This is a genomic window from Paractinoplanes hotanensis (assembly GCF_023717965.1).
GTDB classification, from domain to species: Bacteria; Actinomycetota; Actinomycetes; order Mycobacteriales; family Micromonosporaceae; genus Actinoplanes; species Actinoplanes polyasparticus.
The window spans coordinates 73,682-91,296 of record NZ_JAMQOL010000012.1 but is presented as its reverse complement, the minus strand read 5'-3'; the positions used below and the strand labels follow the sequence as shown (position 1 = coordinate 91,296).

Genomic DNA, 17,615 nt, shown 5'->3' with positions numbered 1-17,615 from the left:
GGGCCCTGGTCAAACGCTGCAGCGTCCCGGCTGCCGCGAGCGGAGGGGTGGGCGCCGGTGCGCGCCCACCCCCGTCAGCTCCGGCGGGCCCGGGTCAGGGCAGGTTGATCGGGCGGAGGACCCGGTCGATGCCGTGGGCGATCTGCTTGTTGCCCTTGTTGAGGTCGAAGCGGATCACCCGCGGGTTGCGGTCGCTGCGGTCGGCGTCGATCAGCGCGATCCGCTTGTGCCAGTGGCCGTAGACGTCGACCTTGACGGTCGAGCCGGCGGCCGTCTTGAGCTTGGCCCCGTCGGCCTTGAGAGCCGCCTTGCGGGTGATCGTGGCACCCGGGACGACGTGGTAGAGCAGGACCGACTCGACGGTGTTGATGCCGAGCCCGGCGACCGCGGTGAAGGCCGCCTTCTCGCCCGGCAGCCGCTTGGAGTGCTGGATGTCGGCGACCAGCTTCTGGAAGGCACGGTCGTTGGGGATGAAGGCGGTGACGGCGGTCTTGCCGTCGGCCAGCACCTTGACCGGGCTGGACGGCTTGGCCTTGAGCACGGCCAGCACGGCGGCGGTCAGGATGTCGTAGTCGTAGCCGTTGCGGTCGAAGCCGCTCTTGTCGGCGGTCAGCACCGCGGCGAGGGACTTCGTGCCCAGCGGCTTGGTCTTGCCGTGCGCGGCGGCCGGGGCGGCGGAGAGAGCGGAGGCGACGATGGCGGCGGTCGCGACCGCGGCGGCGCGCCGGCCGGCTCGGGTGATCCTCATCTACGTGCGTCCTTCCGGAAACGGGATGGTGGCTGCGTCGCCACCACCCCGTCTTCGCTCCGGTCACGCCGTTTGGATGCACCTAAGAAGTGAGAGTTCCGCGCAGCAGGCTGCGACCCGAATGGGTGACATCGCCGTCGTGCGGCTCGTCGCTGATGTCGACCAGGCGATAGCGGTTGAGGTCGGTGCCCGGGGGCACCGGCAGCACCGCGTCCGGCCGGTCGGTCAGGCTGCCGATGGCCACCATCTTGCCCGGGTTGTCCGGGTCGAGCAGCCACACCTCGTGGAAGCCCGTGGTCAGCGGCAGGTTGTGGACGTCGATCCGCAGCTGCCCGTCGGACAGCACCCGCACGTCACCGCCCGCGTTGGGCGGCACCTCCTTCAACGGCGTCAGCGTCGCCCGGGCCGTCACCGGCCCGGTCTGCTGACGGCCGGTGAACCGGTCGACGGCCACCGTGCCGGCCACAGCGAGAACCGCCGCCGCCGCCGCGGCGATGGTGGGCATCAGCCAGCGTGACCGCGAACGGTCACGCCGTACGCGTCGCTCCGCCATGTCGATCACCGGTGCGGCCGGCGCGGCGGGCGCGGTCGAACCGGCTATCCCGGCCTCGATGGCCGACCAGACATGCTCCGGTGGGGGCGGCAGCTCGCGCAGATCCTGAGCCTGCGAGCCGACCTCGGCGACGTGGCGCAGAGCTTGTATCTCGTGGCGGCAGCCCTCGCACTGCGCCAGATGATCGGACTCGTTCAGCTCCTCGATCTCCTCAGAGAGCGCGAGAAGGACCAGCCGATCGGGATCCAAATGTTGCACCGTCCACCTCCCAACGGCGTCGCAGGTTGGCCATTCCACGCCGGATATGGCTCTTGACCGTGCCCAGTGGCAGTCCGGTGACGGTCGCTATCTGGGGATGAGTGAGATCGTCGAAGAACGCCAGTTCCAGTGTGCGTCGCTGTTCGTCGGGCAACCGGCCCAGCTCGTCGGCGACCACGAGCCGGTCCACGATCCGTTCCGGTGTCTCGTCGGTGTCCGGCGCCGTCTGCTGGGCCTGAACAGTTTCGGTCGTCCGCTGTTCCCGCGACGCGGACCGCAGGCGGTCGACGGCCTTGCGCCGCGCGATGCCGAGCAGCCAGCCCAGCATCGTGCCGCGTTGCGGATCGAAGCTGTCCCGGCCGGTCCACGCGGCCACGAATGTCATCTGGGTGACGTCCTCGGAGTCGGCCCGGTTACCCAGCAGGCGCTGAGCCAGATAGAGCACGGCTGATCCGTGCCGCTCGTACGCCACTCGCAGAGCCGTCTCGTCGCCGGCGCGTAACCGCTCGGCGAGCTCGTCGTCGGAGCTCATCGACCTCCTTCCCGCGCATAGGGGTTCCACCGATGGTTCGTTCGCCGGGCTCCCGGCGGATGCACCCGAAAGTTTTCTGATCCGGCTGCATCCGCCCGCCGGCGCCGCGACGAAGGACCGGGCGTACCGAATCAACGACGATCACGCACAGGAGATCCGATGCGCATTCTGCCCTTCCGCCGTGCCGCCGCTTTCGGCGCGGTGACCCTACTGGCCCTCGGCGGCCTCGGCGCGATGGCCACCTCGCCGGCCTATGCCAAGGCGAACTCGCAGGTGACGGTCGTGCACGGCATCCCCGGACAGGCGGTCGACGTCTACGTCAACGGCGAGAAGACCGTCCCGGACTTCCAGCCCGGCAAGGTCGCGGGCCCGCTGAGCCTGCCCGCCGGCGAGTACGACATCGCCCTGACCAAGCCCGGCGACGCCATCGGCAGCGCGCTGCTCAAGGTCGACAACGCCGAGGTGCCGGGCGACGCCAACATCAGCCTGGTCGCCCACCTCAACGCCGAGGGCGAGCCGGCGCTGACGCCGTTCGTCAACGACACCGCCAAGCTGGCGGCGGGCAAGGCCCGGCTCATCGTGCGGCACGCCGCGGCCGCGCCGGCCGTGGACATCCGGGCCGGCGGCGAGCCGGTCTTCGAGGGCGTGACCAACGGCAAGGAGGGCAAGGCCGACGTGGACGCGGGTACGGTCTCGGCCGACGTCGTGCTGGCCGGCACCGACACCCGGGTGCTCGGCCCGGCCGACCTCGACCTCAAGGAAGGCACCGCGACCATCGTGTACGCGGTCGGCTCGGCCGAGGACGAGACCCTCGACATCGTGTCGCAGTCGATCGCCGGGCTGCACTCGGCGCCCGGCGGCGTGCCCAGCGGCGACGGCGGCCGCGCCGACGGCAACGGCAACGGCAACCTGCCGCTGTACGGGGCCGGCGCCGTGGGCATCCTGCTGGCCCTGTTCGGCCTCGCGCGGCTGGTGACCGGACGTCGATGAACTCGCATCGCGGCACGCCCCGGACCCGTCCGGGGCGTGCCCTTCCCCTCGTACTGCTCGGTCTGGCCCTGGCCGTCACCGCGGGCACGGTCGCCTGCCAGTCGCAACCGGCGGACGACTTCGGCGCCCCGCCCGTCACCACTCCCGCGTCCTCGCCGCCGCCGGCGGCGGCCGACGTCGCGATCCAGGACGGCGCCCCGCCGAAGAGCACCGCCGCTGACGTGCCGGCCCGGCTTCGCATCCCCGCCCTCGACCTCGACGCGACCGTCGACGCCGTCGGCATCGACGCCGCGACCGGCGAGTTCGCCGTCCCGCCGAGCGTCGACCGGGTGGGCTGGTACCGGTACGGGCCGGGCTTCTCGGCGAAGGCCGGCTCCATCGTCGTCGCCGGGCACGTGGACAGCGCGGCCGAGGGCAAGGGCGCCTTCTTCCGCCTGGGGGCCCTCGAGGCCGGGGACTCCGTGGCCCTGACCGGTCCGGGTGGGAAGGAGCGTGTCTTCGAGGTGATCGCCCGCGAGCGGTACCGCAAGACGGCCATCCCGCTGGACAAGTACTTCGCCCGCGACGGAACCGCCCGGCTCACGCTGATCACCTGCGGCGGGCCGTTCGATCCGAAGACCCGGCACTACCGCGACAACGTGGTGATCACGGCCGCCGCCCGCCGGTGAGTGCCGCTCCGGCCGACCCGTTCGAGGCCCGCGAAACGGTCAGGCGGGGGAGCGGCGCCACGTCGCGGCCGGAACCAGGGGAACCGGGTCGGGCCGTTCGGTCGTCGTCGTCAGCTCGATGCGGCGGCCCTCCTCGGCCGACCGCAGCAGCGACGTCATGGCGTCCAGGACGTGCAGGGCCAGCGCGCCGCTCGCCCGGGGTGACGGCGTGGTGAGCATGTCGAGCAGGCCGATGCCCCGGGCCGCGTCCGCGTAGCCGGCGGACGGGGGCACGCTGCGCCACTCGGCGGCGCCCAGCTCGAACAGGCGCACGTCGCCGGCGAACAGGTTGGGGTCGGGCACCGCGAGGGTGCTGGTCTCGCCGTGCACCTCGATCGGGGCGGCCGTGGTGCGGACGGCGTCGAAGCTGGTGGTGATCGTGGAGAGGGCGCCGCTCGTGTGGTGCAGGATCCCGGACACGTGGGTGTCGACCGTGACCGGGATCCGCTCACCCGCCCGCGGACCGGAGCCGATCACGCGCGTGTCGCGCCGGCGGGACGAGGCGCCGGTGACGGCGGCGACCGGGCCGAGCAGGTGGACGAGGGCGGTCAGGTAGTACGGGCCCATGTCGAGCAGCGGGCCACCGCCGGGCCGGTAGTAGAAGTCGGGCTGATGATGCCAGCGTTCGTGCCCGGGAGTCGCCATCACCGCGACGGCGGACAGCGGTTGCCCGATCACGCCGGCGTCGATGACGGCCCGGGCGGTCTGCACACCGGTGCCGAGCACGGTGTCGGGGGCACAGCCGACCTCGACACCCGATGCGGCGGCTCGCTCCAGCAGCGAGACGGCTGCGGGCATGTCGGCGGCGAGCGGCTTCTCGCCGTACACCTGCTTGTTGCTGGCGATGGCGGCCAGCGCGATCGAAGCGTGCGCCGCCGGGATCGTCAGGTTGAGAACCGTCGCGATGGAGTCTTCCCGCAGGAGGTCGTCGACCGGCAGGGCGCGGCAGCCGGGGATGCCGGCGGCGACCGAGGCCGCACGCGAGGTGTCGAGGTCGGCCACCGCCGCGATGGTCACGGCCGGGTGGTTACCCAGCGTCTCGAGGTACGCGCCGGAGATCCACCCGGTGCCTACGATCCCGACGCGGTGCGGCTCGCCCACAGCATTCCCCTCTCGATCACGGTTCGTACGCCGGGGTGCCGGAGGACGTCGAGGCTGTGACCGGGTGTGGTGACGACGATCCGGCCCTGACCCCACTGCCTGGTCCAGACGGCCGGTGACGTGATCGGGCGCTGCCACGGATGCCACGGCTGGACGGCATGGGTGGTGGTGGCGAGGACATCGATGAGGTCGTCGTGCAGCACCCAGTACTGCTCGGTGGTCAGCTCGAAGTCGTCGAGCCCGGCCGTGATCGGATGCTCCCGGCCGGCCGCGGTGAGGTCCACCGTGTGGGTCAGGAAGTTGTCGGTCTCGTCGCCCACCCGCGCGGCCGGATCCTTGCCGGGATGGGTCGCGAACTGGCCACCGACCAGCTGCAGATAGTCCGACGAGGCGCGGAACGAGTCGGCGATGCCGCCGTGCCAGCCGGTGAAGCCGGTGCCGGCGGCCACCGCGGCCCGCAGCCCCGCCAGTTCCTGTTGCTCGATCGACGACATGGTCACGCACTGCACGATCAGGTCGGTCGCGGCCATGACCGCCGGGTCGCTGTAGACGGTCGTCGAGTCGCTGACCCGGACCTCGAATCCGTTGTCGGCCAGGAACGGCAGGAACAGGTCGGTGGCCTCGACCGGCCGATGACCTTCCCAGCCGCCGCGTACCACCAGAGCGTCAGGCATCCCCCACGCTTACCACAGACATGACCTTGCGGTCGATGAGCGGGCCGGCGGCGGGGACGACGGGTCGGTGAGACCGGCCGGAAGATTGACACGCAACTCTTGTGCTGCGAATGGGCCCCGGCGCGATATCCTTGCCGCATATGGCTACCTTTCGCAGCGCCTCGACACTCCTTTCCGCGGACGGCACCCGGACGGCCGGCACCGCAGCGCTCTTCACCGAGCCGGCGCGCAAGGGCGGAATTCCGCCGTGGGCCGGCGATTTCCGGCCCGCGAACGGCCCCGGAAACATTCCGAAGAACGCGGTCGGAAAGACCTTCACCTTGGAGTTGCCCGACGGCAGCACCGGCAAGGTGGTCGTCCAGAATCTGAAGACCGGCAAGAACGGCGTCACGCTGGCGTTGATGGGCCAGGACGCGCCCCCGTTCTGACCGTCGAAGGACACCGGAATCGCCCGTGAGCGTGAACTTCCGCGAGTGCCGATTGGGCGCTGGATCTTCCGGGCATGTTCTCGCCGCCGCACTGGAACCGCTTGGCTGGAGCCGACGATGATCAACCCGCGCGTGACCCTGGACAGCGAGTCCCTGGGCCCGGTGGAACAGAAACTGCAGGAGCCGTTGGAGCAGCAGCTCACCTCGGCCCTGCAGCATGCCACGCACACCGTCGAGGACAGCTACTCCGGCGAGAGCGTTCAGCAGGTGGCCCAGGAACTGCTGGTGGAAACGAAGGACGGCCTGCACCCGGACATCGCCGCCGGCTTCACGCCGGACGCCGCGCAGCTGCAGGCCGTGGCGGCCGCCATCGTGGACGAACACCGATAGACCGACCCGCGCGGATCACGGCGGAGGATGTCGATCGTCGGTGACGTGGCCGGTGGCCTCCTCGTCCGGCCGTGCCGCCGGCGGCTCCGGCGATGAGGTGCCGGGCGGCAGAGCCGAACGTTCGGTGGGTGCGGGCGGCTCCGGTGGCTGTGCGGGGCCGGACCGGCCGGGCCACGACGCGGCCATGAGGTCGTCGAACTCCGCCTGAACCAGGTCGGGGTCGCTGGTGACGAGCTCCGCGAACGCCTCGTCGAACCCGTGGTCCCACTCCGGGGACAACGCGGTCCGGGCCCGCACCTCGAGATTGTCGATCATGCTTCACCACCCGTCGTCTGATCCGGACCAGAAGTTGACGAGCCGTCAGGTCAGCTGGTGATGACCTTCTGCTCCCCGGTCTGACCGGCCGTCACGGCGACCTTGCGCGGTTTGGCCTTCTCGGCGATCGGGATCCGCAGAACGAGGACCCCGTTCTCGTACGCGGCGTCGATGTGCTCGGTGTCGAGGGCGTCACCCAGGAACAACTGCCGGGAGAACACGCCGAGAGGCCGTTCGGTCAACTGCGTCACGGCCTGATCGCCCAGGTCGATGGGGCGGCGCTCGGCGCGCACGGTCAGGACGTTGCGTTCCACGTCGATGTCGATGTCGTCGGCCTGGACGCCGGGCAGATCAAAGGCGATCACGAAGTTGTCGCCGTTGCGGATCGCGTCGACCGGCATCGTCGTCGGGCGGGACCAGGTGCCGGACGGCGCGGCGCCGAACAGCTGCTGGGCGAGCCGGTTGACCTCGGTGAAGGGTTCGCTGCGCATCAACATCGTGCCACCTCCTGCGGTCTCGACCTTGGGGTCAATGCGCGTTACTGTTTTCGTACCACGTCATCGCAACGATGACAAGAGGAATGTCGTCGCAACGATGACAGGGTGGCAGGAGGGGTCGGCATGACGGAGGCAGCCACCGCGGGACGCGACCTCGCAGCGGTCACGGCAGCGCTCGCTGCCACGGCTGAGTCGGTCCGGCGGGCTCCCGACGAGGTCAGTCCGGCCGATCTGCTCGACGCCCTGAGCCTGCTGCGGTGGGCGCAGTCCGAGCTGGCCGCCATCGAACCGGAGCTCGTCACGGCCGCTCGGGCCGCCGGCGTCTCCTGGCAGAGCCTCGCTCCGGCGCTGGGCGTGGCCAGCCGGCAGGCCGCCGAGCGCCGCTACCTGCGCAGCACGTCGGCCGGCACCGGGGCGCCGGGCGCCACGCGCGACGATCGGGTCCAGGCCGAACGCGACCGCCGCGCCGCCCGCCGCGCCGTCACGCGATGGGCCAACGACAACACCGCCGACCTGAGGCGGCTGGCCGGACAGGTCGTGGGCCTCACCGATCTCGACGACGCGGCAACCGAAACTGTCAGCCGGTTGCACGGGGCACTGGGGGACCCGGACGCCTCGGCGCTGCCCGGCCTGCTCGCCGACACCCAGCCCCACCTTCCCGGGCATCCGGAGCTGGCGGCCCAGATCGACGCGGTCACCGAGCAGGCGGCCTGGATCCGCCGCCGCCACCGCGACCGTCCGAAGGTGCCCGGACGCCGGAACCCTGACCGGCCGGCGAACTGAGGCCGCGTACTCAGAAGGGTTGAGTAGGCGCGGGGAAGTGGCGCGGGGTGCGGAATCCCTAGCGTCATACCCGTGATCTCGACCTTCCGGCAATGGACGCTGCGGCTCGGCAGCTACGCGCTGAGCGGCATCTACGCGCTCTATCGGGCGCATCCCGCGGTGTGGCGCCTCATGGCACGCCACTACCGGCCGCGGATGGCCGGCTTCGCCCGGCTGAACGCCTGGATGACGTGTCAGTTCGCGGCGCTCGACGTGCCCGCCTACGGCGACTTCCTGCGGCGTGGCGGGTGGGAGTTCCGCTGGTTCGACCTCGAGAGCTACCCGCCCACCGGCAAGGCCTCGTACGTGCAGGCGTATCCGGAGCACGAGCGGTGCCGCAACGGGCGGCTCGAGATCGCGGGCAGTGTGGTCGACGAGTCGTCCGGGTCGTCGGGGCAGCCGTTCAACTGGGTCCGTAGCCGGGCCGAACTGCGGGCGGTGCACCGCAACCTGGCCGCGTACGCCACCATGATCTTTCCGGCGAAGCGGCGGTTCGTCATCAACGCCTATTCGATGGGGGCGTGGGCGACCGGCACGAACACCGGCATCGCGATGTCGCGGATCGCCATGGTGAAGAACACCGGGCCGGACATCCGCAAGATCATCGACACGCTGCGGCACTTCGGGCCTGATTTCGAGTACGTGGTGACCGCGTACCCGCCCTTTCTCAAGCGCCTGCTCGACGAGCTCGACGCCGAGCGGTTCCCGTGGCCGGAGTACCGGATCTCCGGGCTCGTCGGCGGCGAGGGGATGACCGAGGCCCTGCGCGACTATCTCGAGAAGCGCTTCCTGAAGGTCCGCTCCGGCTACGGCGCCAGCGACCTCACCATCGGCATGGCCGGCGAGACCGACCTCAGCGTCTGGGTCCGCCGCCGGCTGCGCGCCGACGCCGGGTTCCGCGCCGAGCTGCTCGGTCCGGACGAGCAGCGGCTGCCGATGGTGTTCCAGTACAACCCGCTCGAGACCTACCTGGAGATCACCGCCGACTCGGAGATCCTCTGCACGATCAATTCGACCTCCGTGGTGAATCCGAAGGTGCGCTACAACATCGGCGACGAGGGCCGGCTGGCCACGCTGCCCGAGGTGCTGGCCGCCATCGCCGATCCGGCGGCGCGGGCCGAGGCGGAGGCGGCGATGCGGGTCGACGGGATGCGCCTGCCGCTGCTGTTCCTGTTCGGGCGCAAGGACAGCACGATCTCGTACATGGGGGCCAACATCTACCCCCAGGACATCGAGTACGGGCTGTACGACGGAAACCCGTACGCCCATCTGCTCGAGGGTTTCTGCCTCGAGCTGGTGCAGGACGACCGGCTCGAGAGCCGCCCCACCGTCCACCTTCAACTGCGTTCCGGCGTACGCCTGGAGGCCGCGCGACGCGACCTGCTGGCCGACACCTGCCGGACCGGCGTGCTGGCCCACCTGACCGCGTCGAGCCGGGACTTCGCGGAGTCGCTGGCCGAGGACCCGTCCGCCGCCGATCTGCGGGTCGCCGTCCACGAGCACGGCGCCGGCCCGTTCGCCGGCGCGGCCGCCAAGCTCAAGAACGTCTACCTCATCAAGGGGACCGCATGAGAACCACCGACTTCACCGCCGCCCCGCCGCAGGGGCGGGCGACCGCCATGTTCATCGGGGCCACCCGCTACTCCGGGCCGCTGGCGATGCTGCACACGATCCGCGCCTGGTTCCCGATGGTGCGGCAGATGAAGCGCATGGCCGGGTACCGCTGGCACACCGTGTACTACCAGTTCCCGTACACCATCGGCACCATCGCCTTCTTCAGCGACCAGGACGCGATGCTCAAGTTCGCCCGCAGCCGCCACCACCGCGATCTGATGTGCTGGCTCACCGACGAGGGCGCCGGCAACGCGACGGCCGGCTTCATCCGCCTGTTCACCGCCGAGCCGCACGGCTACAGCAACGGCTCGTGGCGCGCCGAGGACGGCAGCCTGTCGCACATGCCGACGTGGACGCCACTGTCCACCGAGGACGCCGGTCCGCCGGTGCACCGCTCGTGAAGGCCACTCCGGTCCGTACCCGGGCTGACCTCCGCGACTTCTGTCAGCTGCCACTGCGGCTGCATCCTCGCGACCTCTACGTTCCCCTGCCGGCGCCGGTCATCGCCCGGCACGCGCGGACCGCGACGCTGTATGTGGTGCGCGACAGCCGGGGCCGGGTCGTCGGGCGGACCAGCACGCACCGCGACGAGGCGTTCGGCGCGTGCCAGCTCTTCGGGCACACCGAGTTCATCGACGACGACGCCGTGTTCGCGACGCTGGTGGACGTCGTGACCCGCGACGCCGGCGGGCGCACGTTGTTCGGCCCGGTGGCGTTGCTGCCGAACCAGACCGGCGGCGTCATCACCAGCGGCTTCACGTCGCGCGGTTTTGTCGACTCGGCGTGGAACCCGGCCTACTACCCGGCCCTGTACGAGCGGCACGGCTTCACCCGCCGATTCGAGGCCGACACCTGGATCGTCGACGTAGCGGGCTCGGCCGCCGCCCACACGTTCGACGACAGCCGGATCGCCGCCGAGCGACTGGTGATCCGGCACGGTTCGCGCCGCGGGCTGCGCCACCAGTTGCCCATCCTGCGCGAGATGCTGAACGCGAGCTTCGCCCGGCTCGGCTACTACACCGAGATCTCCGCCGATCAGCTGGCCGAGCAGACCGACGGCCTGGCCTTCCTGCTCGACGAGGGCCTGCTGCTCTGGCTGGAGAAGGCGGGCCGGCCCGTGGCGTTCGTGGTCGCTGTCCCGGACATCTCCGAGTTCCTGATGCGCACCGGTGGCCGGCTCGGCCCGGTCGAGCAGCTGCGGCTGCTCGCCACCCGGTCGCGCTACCGCCGGGACGCGGTGCTGGTCATCAAGGGCACCGTTCCCGGCGCGCAGGGCCGGGGCTACGTGACGCTGCTGAGCCGCGAAGTGCACCGTCACCTCGAGGCGAACGGCTACCGGACGCTGCGCAGCACCTTCGTGGAGCGCGACAACGCCGCGTCCGCCGCGTCCTACCGCCGCGCCGGTGGCCGGCCCCTGCACGGGTACACCTTCTTCGAGCGAGGTGCGGCATGACGTGGGTTTCCGTCCTGCGGGAGCGCGAGGCGTTGTTCCGGCGGGCGCCGAGCGCGCACAACACGCAGCCCTGGACCATCGACTACCGCGACGACGAGATCGTCATCGGCGCCGACCCGGACCGGTCCCTGCCCGGCTCGGACCCGTCCGGCCGGGACCTGGCGCTCGGGCTGGGCGCGTTCGCCGAGACCTGTCTCATCGTCGCGGCCGACGCCGGCTTGCCGGTCGCCTGCGACCTCAGCGATCCGCGGCGGATCCGGCTGGTGCCGGCGGCGGAGCGCTACGACACGATCTTCCACCGCGCCGACATCGAGGCGCGGCGGGTGAACCGGGGACCGTACGAGCCCGGACTCCTGGATCTGGTCGTTCTGGCCGGTCTGGAGCCCGGGATCGTGCACGTCCGCAGCCGCGCCCTGGCCGGCGATCTGGCCGAGGCCGACCGCTGGATGTTCGGCACCCCGCCGGTAGCCCGCGAGCTGCGCGCCTGGCTGCGGCTGAACCCGCGCGACCCGCGTTATGACCGCGACGGGCTGACCGACCGCGCGCTCGGACTGAGCCGCCTCGAGGCGCGGGTGCTGTCGGCTGCGCTGCGCGCCTACCCCCTGACCCGGCAGCTCGGCCTTCCCGCCCTGCTCGCGGCGAGCGGGCAGAGCCTTCTGCGGTACGACGGAAGTGTGCTCGTCCTGACCGACCGGGGCGACGATCCGCGGGACGCGGGCCGTCGCCTGCTGCGGACCTGGCTCCGGCTGGCCCGCTTCGGGCTGGCCGTCCACCCGCTCAGCCAGCTGCTGGACTGCCCGGCCACCGCGGCCCGCCTGGCCGGCCGGGTGGGCGCGACGCCGCTGGCGGTCTTCCGCGTCGGCTACCCGCGGCACGAGGCGGCCCGATCATCCCGCCTCCCGGCCCGCACGGACGGGAGGGGAGAAGCAGCGGTGCAACCTCCGTCACAATTGCCACATTCAGGGTATTCGCCGGCGCGGGTGCGCATACTTTTTGGCGACCGGATCAACCGCTCGTGAAGAGGAAGCCACAGCGTTGCCCCAGTCGCTCGTCGAGTCCGCGAACCCGATCACGATCGTCGCCGCGAGCCTGCTGCTCTGCGCGGTGCTCGTGGTGCTGCTGCGCCGCAAGGTCAAGCCGGTCGTCGAGTCCGTCACCCGTGCCCTGTATGACGAGGTGCGACCGCATCTGCCGCCCGGCCTGCGCCGCGTGGCGCGCCGCTGGTACGAGCGGATCGACCCGGCCGTCGCCCGCTCCATCCTGGTGGCGGCGATCGCCGCCGGGATCGCCTGGTCCGCGGCCGAGACCCTGCAGCTGGTGGGCGCGGTCACGGCCTCGATCTCGGCGATCCTGTCGGTGCACCTGAGCTCGCACGCCTCGGTCCGGGAGGGGACGAAGCGTCTGGTCGGCACCGCCGCCGGCATCGGGTTCGCCGTGGGCGTGTGGGGCGTGTTCGGCCCGAGCCCCGTGTCGATCGCGCTGATCGCCGGGTGCGGGCTCGTCGTCGGCCGGCTGTTGCGGCTGGGCGACGGCGCGGTCACCGTGCCGGCGACCTCGCTGGGTGTCCTGGTCGCGGGCGGCGCGGTCACCGGGACCTTCGTCTGGGAGCGGGTCTGGGCGACGGGGCTGGGCATCGTGGTCGGCATGATCCTGTCACCGCTCGTCGGCGGGATGACGCCGCTGGAGCGGGCGCACTGCAAGCTGGCGCTCCTGTCCACCGAGATCGCCCGCCTCCTCGGCGACCTCGGGGCCGGCGCGGCTCGTGGGTACGGCCGGGACCAGGCCGCGCAGTGGCTGGCGCGGTCGCGCGAGCTCGGCGAGACGCTCGGCGAGGCGGTCGACGCGGTGGAGGATCTGGACCGGCAGGCCCGCTGGTCGCTGACGACGCCGCACACCGAGGTGGCCCCGGTGCACCACACGTATCGCGTCCTCGAGCACGGCGTGCACCAGGTGAACTCGGTGGCCCGGACGATGTTCGACGCCGCCCTGACGCCGCACAGTCCCGGCGTGCCGGATGACATCGGGCCGCTGCTGACGGCCGCTTCGGAGGCGTTCGCCGCGCACGCCCGGCTGGAGACGGATCCGGACGCCGACCCCACCCAGGACGCGGACGACCTCGAGGATCTGCTCGACGGTCTGCGCGAGAAGCGACGCAAGACACTGCACAAGGTGCGCAACCAGGTCGACGACACCGGGGTGCTGGTTCTCACCGGCTCCATCATCACCGACATCGACCGGATGGCGGGGTCGCTGGAGAGGTCGGCGCCGGCGCTCAGCATCGGCGCCCGGGAGACCGGTCCGAGCATCCCGGCGGTCTCGGAGGTCGTGCCCGTGGTCCGCAGCCTCTGGGAGAAGGCCGTGATCACGAAGGGCGAGCCGGACCGCCGCCGGCCGGACCGGCGAACCGGGCGCTGAACTGATCGGGCGTGGTCAGCCCGGGCGTCCGCGCGTCTCCCGGCGCAACACGGCGGAGGAGTAGCGAGCCGGGGTCAGAGCCCATTCCGCCGGAGCGAACCCGGCCGGCAGCCCGGGCCGGCGCCAGGTGTCCGGATGGTGGCCGTCCGGCAGCCACTCGCGGCGCCAGATGCCCAGGGCGGTGTCGAGGTCGGCCATGGCCGGGCTGAGCTGGTCGGCCAGGGGCGTGCGCAGGTGCTCGGCCCACAGCTTGGCGCGCAGGTCGCGGACCAGGGGCCCGGAGGTGACGAGGGTGGACGTGATCTCGCTGTCGGTGCCGACCATCGAGCGGCTGAAGAAGTTGGCCGAGCCGATGCTGGCGAACACGTCGTCGACGAGCATCAGCTTGGTGTGGACGGTCAGGTTGTCGACGCGGTACATGACCACGTTGCGCTGGGCGGTCTTCGGCAGCCGGGCCAGCACCCGCCACCGCAGGTCGTGGGTGATCACCGGATGGACGGTGCTGTCGCCGCCGTCGGCCGGGTCCTTCCGCCCGGATCCGATCAGGATGATCTTGACGCCGCGGCGGGCGGCGGCGCGTAGCCGGCCGTAGAGCTGGAACCGGGGGTCGCCGCCGGGAGCCTCGTGGAAGTACTGGTCCTCGAGGTAGATGTAGCGTTCGGCGGCGCCGATCGCGGTGGTCATCGAGTGGTAGATCTCTTGGATGCCGGCCCGGACGACGTTGGCCCGGCGCAGACGGCGCAGCCCGCGGTGGCCGTAGAGGCGCCACGGCCGGTAGGAGCGCACGACCTGCACCGCGGTCCCCTCCGCCGGATGCTCGGGCTGCTCGGGCACGGGCGGCAGGTCGCGCGGCGGATCCAGCGGGTTGAGCCAGGTGAGCCCGCCGCTGGGCAGGTGGAAATACTCCGGTGGCAGGTTCTTGGCGATGGGTCGCGGCGGCAGGGCGGCGGTGTTCTGCCAGCGGAACTGGAACGTCTCCCGGACCCGTGCGGCGGCCGGGCCGTGCAGGCGCGCGGCCGCGTCGTGCCAGCCCCAGCGGTGGGCGCCGAGCTTCAGGCGTCGGTGCGGCGAGTGGTCGTACCGGGTGGGGGAGAGGTCGAGGCCGCCGACGTACGCGGTGAGCACGCCGTCATGGCAGAACACCACGAGTTTCTGGTGGTTCGAGCCCAGCACCGGGCCCGACCAGTCCAGCAGCACCCGGTCCTCCAACGGCGGCGTGGCGACGTCCCGGGTCGACGGCTTCCACGCCCGGATCACCCGCGCGGCCAGGGTGTTGGCCCGGAACGGCCCGACCGGCAGCCACGGCACGCCGCCGGAGAACTCGGCCGCGCTGAGCACGATCCGCACGTCGGTGCCGCCCGCGGCCTTCTCGGCGAGCACGTCGGTGAACGGCCGGTAGCCGGGCTCACCGGGGGCGCGCCCGGTGAGGTCGAGCTGCGGGTCGGCCTGGTAGCCGGCGATGTAGACGGCGTCGCCGGGACCGAGCGCCCGCATCCGCCCGGCCAGCTCGGTGAAGTAGGTGACGCCGTCGATGATCGGCTCGAAGAGGGAGTTCTCGGTGAAGGTCGGGCACGCCTCGGTGGCCGGTGGCAGATAGCGGCCGATCAGGTCGGTCAACGACGGTGCGTGCGGCATGCCCGTGATTACACCCGATGCGGGCCGTTCCGTCATCTACGGGGCCAGGGCCTCGGCCGAGCACGGGGCCGGGTCGCTCAGCTCGGCGATGATGCGGGTGGCGGCGGGTATCCGTTTCGCGTACGCCTCGGGGTAGGCCGACACCTGCACGGCCTGGGCGGCTTCGGTGTAGCGCATCTCCTGCCAGCCCCGGGTGCGGAGCAGCTTGTCGTAGAATCGGTGGGTCTGGTACGCCGGGTCGGACAGTTGCCGGGGCGTTCCCCAGCCCTGGCTGGGGCGTTGCTGGAACAGGCCGATGGAGTCGCGGTCGCCGCCCTTCAGGTTGCGCAGGCTGGACTCCTGCAGCGCGGTGGCGACCGCGATCAGCCGGCCCTCGGCCGGCACCCGCCGCTCGTTGCCGATCCTGATGATGGTGCGCGCGTTGGCGAGTTGCTCCTCGCTCCAGCTCTCACCGTCCGGTGTGGAGGGCGGCGCGGCGGCCGCCGGTGTGTAGTCGGCGTCGGCATGGAGCAGCGGACTGATGACAAAGCCGGCCAGCACGGCGGCGACGATCACGAACAACGCGCGCACGACGAGGAGCACCTTTCGGGGTGGGGGGTCCGGCGAAGGCTACCGGTCGACGTCGATGGATCCCCGCGTCCGCCGCCAGGTTCAGCCGGCCGGCCGGCAAGATCGAACCGGTCGGCCGGTGGCGGCGGCGCACGCTTTGAGTTCGAAGCAAGTAGAATTGCCTGGTGAGTGACCCGACCCCTGGCCTGAACGCCGAGCAGCTCGGTGCGTACTTCGCCCTGATGGAGGTCGGCAGCCTTCTTCAGTACGCGGTCGACGAGCACCTGCGGGCCGACGGTGACCTCAGCTATGTGCAGTTCCAGATTCTGGCCCGGCTGGTGGACGCGCCCGACGGCCGCCTGCGGATGACCGATCTGGCCGACGGTGTCGTCTACAGCCGCAGCGGGCTGACCTATCAGGCCGGGCTGCTCGACAAGCGCGGCCTGATCACCCGTGCGCCGTCGCCGGACGACGAGCGCAGCGTCATCGTGAGCGTCACCGACGCCGGCCGGGAACTGGTGGCCCGGGTGCTGCCGGGGCACGTCGACCGCGTACGGCAGCTGCTGTTCGAGCCGATGAAGGGCCGGGACCTCCCCGTCCTCAGCGCCGTGCTGGGCCGGGTCCGCGACCACATGCGCGCCAACCCGCCCCGGTCGGCCAAGCCTCGCGCCGGACGCGGGCGGGCCGGCTGACCCCTGCCGGCGGTTCGACCCGGACAACTTGTCCCCGGATGAGTGCGGCCTTCAACCGGGGCCCGCCTCGCGCCACGCTGAATCAGTCGAACACGGACGCCGGCTGGGCTGCCGGTGGAGTCACACCGACAACTATTGCTTCGAACTCGAAGCGTGCTACGGTCTCCATGTGCTTCGAAAACGAAGCACATGACGCAAGCGGGAAGAGGGATCACCCATGAAGGCCATGCGTTTCCACGAGTACGGCGACCCGGGCGTCCTGCGGTACGAGGACGTCGAGCAGCCCGTCGCCGGCCCCGGGCAGGTTCTGATCCGGGTGGCCGCGACGTCGTTCAACGGGGTCGACGGCAACATCCGCGCCGGATTCATGCAGGGCCCGATCCCGGTGACGCTGCCGCACACTCCCGGCATCGACGTCTCCGGCACGGTCGAGGCGCTGGGCACCGGTGTGACCGGCCTGCGGGTCGGCGACCAGGTCATCGGCTTCCTGCCCATGGCGGGTACGGGCGCCGCCGCCGAGCACGTCGTGGCCCCGGCCGAGGTGCTGGCGGCAGCGCCGGCGAGCATCGCGCTGACCGACGCGGCCGCACTGCCGGTGGTCGGCCTGACCGCGTGGCAGGCGCTGTTCGACCACGCGAAGCTGACCGCCGGGCAGCGCGTGCTGGTCAACGGCGCGGGCGGGGCGGTCGGCGACTACGCTGTGCAACTGGCCAAGCGGACCGGCGCGTACGTGATCGCCGCTGCCGGCCCGCGCAGCATCGACCGGGCCAAGGCGGCCGGGGCCGACGAGGTCGTCGACTACACCGACACCGAAGTGCCGGCCGCGACCACCTCGGTCGACGTGGTCCTCAACCTGGCGCCGATCGAGCCGGCCCGGCTGGCCGGTCTGGTCAACCTCGTCCGGGCGGGCGGGGTCGTGGTGAACACCACGGTCTGGATGCCCGCACCCTCCGACGAGCAGCGTGGCGTACGCGGCATCGACCTGTTCGTGCGCAGCGACGCCGCCCAGCTGTCGCGGCTGGTGGCGCTGATCGACTCGGGCGAGCTGCGCGTCGACGTCGCCGAGCGCGTCCCGCTGGCCGACCTGCCGGCGGTTCACGCCCGGGCCGGCGCGGGCGAGCTGCACGGCAAGGTCGTCATCACGGCATAAGCGACTCCGGCATCACCCCGTTCCATCCGCCCGGAACCCCGGAGTACCCCGAGGCGGGCGCCCCCTTCCAGCTCGCGGCGACGTCCGGCACG

General features: G+C 71.6%; 21 protein-coding genes. 12 read left to right on the top strand and 9 right to left on the bottom strand.

Translation table 11 applies throughout. The features are described 5' to 3' along the window. Positions 1-94 precede the first annotated feature (94 nt). The 3 genes from LXN57_RS10230 to LXN57_RS10220 form a co-directional block, all read right to left on the bottom strand. Positions 95-748: a fasciclin domain-containing protein gene (locus LXN57_RS10230; protein ID WP_251797793.1), complete on the bottom strand. Its 654-nt coding sequence runs from the start codon at positions 746-748 to the stop codon at positions 95-97. A gap of 82 nt (positions 749-830) precedes the next feature. After that, entirely contained in the window at positions 831-1,559 is a 729-nt protein-coding gene (locus LXN57_RS10225; RefSeq protein WP_251797792.1) for an anti-sigma factor, read from the bottom strand. Then, entirely contained in the window at positions 1,513-2,091 is a 579-nt protein-coding gene (locus LXN57_RS10220) for an RNA polymerase sigma factor (RefSeq protein WP_251797791.1), read from the bottom strand. The genes LXN57_RS10225 and LXN57_RS10220 overlap by 47 nt, the downstream gene beginning before the upstream one ends. Positions 2,092-2,250: 159 nt before the next feature. On the opposite strand from LXN57_RS10220, the gene LXN57_RS10215 reads away from it, so the two are divergent. Both LXN57_RS10215 and LXN57_RS10210 read left to right on the top strand, forming a co-directional pair. Then, a complete protein-coding gene (locus LXN57_RS10215; protein WP_251797790.1) occupies positions 2,251-3,081 on the top strand; it encodes a DUF4397 domain-containing protein in 831 nt (276 codons plus the stop codon). Continuing rightward, positions 3,078-3,749, top strand: a complete 672-nt coding sequence (locus tag LXN57_RS10210; RefSeq protein ID WP_251797789.1) for a class F sortase — start codon at positions 3,078-3,080, stop codon at positions 3,747-3,749. Before LXN57_RS10215 ends, LXN57_RS10210 begins: the two co-directional genes overlap by 4 nt. Before the next feature lie 39 nt (positions 3,750-3,788). On the opposite strand, the gene LXN57_RS10205 is transcribed toward LXN57_RS10210, so the two are convergent. Together LXN57_RS10205 and LXN57_RS10200 are read right to left on the bottom strand one after the other, a co-directional pair. Further along, the gene (locus LXN57_RS10205) at positions 3,789-4,889 is read right to left on the bottom strand and encodes a Gfo/Idh/MocA family protein (RefSeq protein WP_251797788.1); all 1,101 of its coding nucleotides are present in this window, start codon (positions 4,887-4,889) and stop codon (positions 3,789-3,791) included. Continuing rightward, positions 4,859-5,563, bottom strand: a complete 705-nt coding sequence (locus LXN57_RS10200; protein WP_251797787.1) for a ThuA domain-containing protein — start codon at positions 5,561-5,563, stop codon at positions 4,859-4,861. Before LXN57_RS10200 ends, LXN57_RS10205 begins: the two co-directional genes overlap by 31 nt. 140 nt (positions 5,564-5,703) lie before the next feature. Between LXN57_RS10200 and LXN57_RS10195 the strand changes: the two genes are divergently transcribed. Both LXN57_RS10195 and LXN57_RS10190 read left to right on the top strand, forming a co-directional pair. Continuing rightward, positions 5,704-5,991 carry a hypothetical protein gene (locus tag LXN57_RS10195; protein WP_251797786.1) on the top strand — a complete coding sequence of 96 codons (288 nt, stop codon included), beginning with the start codon at positions 5,704-5,706 and terminating at the stop codon, positions 5,989-5,991. A gap of 117 nt (positions 5,992-6,108) precedes the next feature. Continuing rightward, positions 6,109-6,381: a hypothetical protein gene (locus LXN57_RS10190; protein WP_251797785.1), complete on the top strand. Its 273-nt coding sequence runs from the start codon at positions 6,109-6,111 to the stop codon at positions 6,379-6,381. A gap of 15 nt (positions 6,382-6,396) precedes the next feature. On the opposite strand, the gene LXN57_RS10185 is transcribed toward LXN57_RS10190, so the two are convergent. Together LXN57_RS10185 and LXN57_RS10180 are read right to left on the bottom strand one after the other, a co-directional pair. Next, positions 6,397-6,696 (bottom strand): hypothetical protein, encoded by a 300-nt coding sequence (locus LXN57_RS10185; protein ID WP_251797784.1) that lies wholly within the window; start codon positions 6,694-6,696, stop codon positions 6,397-6,399. A gap of 50 nt (positions 6,697-6,746) precedes the next feature. Further along, entirely contained in the window at positions 6,747-7,193 is a 447-nt protein-coding gene (locus LXN57_RS10180) for an Hsp20/alpha crystallin family protein (RefSeq protein WP_251797783.1), read from the bottom strand. 123 nt (positions 7,194-7,316) lie between these two features. Here LXN57_RS10180 and LXN57_RS10175 point away from each other — a divergent pair, with 123 nt between their 5' ends. The 6 genes from LXN57_RS10175 (at position 7,317) to LXN57_RS10150 (ending at position 13,497) form a co-directional block, all read left to right on the top strand. After that, positions 7,317-7,976 carry a hypothetical protein gene (locus LXN57_RS10175; RefSeq protein WP_251797782.1) on the top strand — a complete coding sequence of 220 codons (660 nt, stop codon included), beginning with the start codon at positions 7,317-7,319 and terminating at the stop codon, positions 7,974-7,976. Positions 7,977-8,048: 72 nt separating this feature from the next. Next, complete coding sequence (locus LXN57_RS10170) at positions 8,049-9,587, top strand: phenylacetate--CoA ligase family protein (RefSeq protein WP_251797781.1); 1,539 nt, start codon at positions 8,049-8,051, stop codon at positions 9,585-9,587. After that, on the top strand, positions 9,584-10,030 hold the full coding sequence (locus LXN57_RS10165) for a DUF4188 domain-containing protein (RefSeq protein ID WP_251797780.1): 447 nt from the start codon (positions 9,584-9,586) through the stop codon (positions 10,028-10,030). The genes LXN57_RS10170 and LXN57_RS10165 overlap by 4 nt, the downstream gene beginning before the upstream one ends. Further along, on the top strand, positions 10,027-11,082 hold the full coding sequence (locus LXN57_RS10160) for a hypothetical protein (protein ID WP_251797779.1): 1,056 nt from the start codon (positions 10,027-10,029) through the stop codon (positions 11,080-11,082). The genes LXN57_RS10165 and LXN57_RS10160 overlap by 4 nt, the downstream gene beginning before the upstream one ends. After that, positions 11,079-12,101, top strand: coding sequence for a nitroreductase family protein (locus LXN57_RS10155; protein ID WP_251797778.1), 1,023 nt, complete (start codon positions 11,079-11,081; stop codon positions 12,099-12,101). Before LXN57_RS10160 ends, LXN57_RS10155 begins: the two co-directional genes overlap by 4 nt. 16 nt (positions 12,102-12,117) lie before the next feature. Further along, the gene (locus LXN57_RS10150; RefSeq protein WP_251797777.1) at positions 12,118-13,497 is read left to right on the top strand and encodes an FUSC family protein; all 1,380 of its coding nucleotides are present in this window, start codon (positions 12,118-12,120) and stop codon (positions 13,495-13,497) included. Positions 13,498-13,512: 15 nt separating this feature from the next. On the opposite strand, the gene LXN57_RS10145 is transcribed toward LXN57_RS10150, so the two are convergent. Further along, on the bottom strand, positions 13,513-15,132 hold the full coding sequence (locus LXN57_RS10145; RefSeq protein WP_251797776.1) for a phospholipase D-like domain-containing protein: 1,620 nt from the start codon (positions 15,130-15,132) through the stop codon (positions 13,513-13,515). Between the two features lie 36 nt (positions 15,133-15,168). Further along, on the bottom strand, positions 15,169-15,702 hold the full coding sequence (locus tag LXN57_RS10140; protein WP_251797775.1) for a peptidase M23: 534 nt from the start codon (positions 15,700-15,702) through the stop codon (positions 15,169-15,171). A gap of 164 nt (positions 15,703-15,866) precedes the next feature. Here LXN57_RS10140 and LXN57_RS10135 point away from each other — a divergent pair, with 164 nt between their 5' ends. After that, positions 15,867-16,373 (top strand): MarR family winged helix-turn-helix transcriptional regulator, encoded by a 507-nt coding sequence (locus tag LXN57_RS10135; protein ID WP_251797774.1) that lies wholly within the window; start codon positions 15,867-15,869, stop codon positions 16,371-16,373. Between the two features lie 217 nt (positions 16,374-16,590). Then, positions 16,591-17,523 carry an NADP-dependent oxidoreductase gene (locus tag LXN57_RS10130; RefSeq protein ID WP_251797773.1) on the top strand — a complete coding sequence of 311 codons (933 nt, stop codon included), beginning with the start codon at positions 16,591-16,593 and terminating at the stop codon, positions 17,521-17,523. The last annotated feature ends 92 nt before the right edge of the window (positions 17,524-17,615 follow it).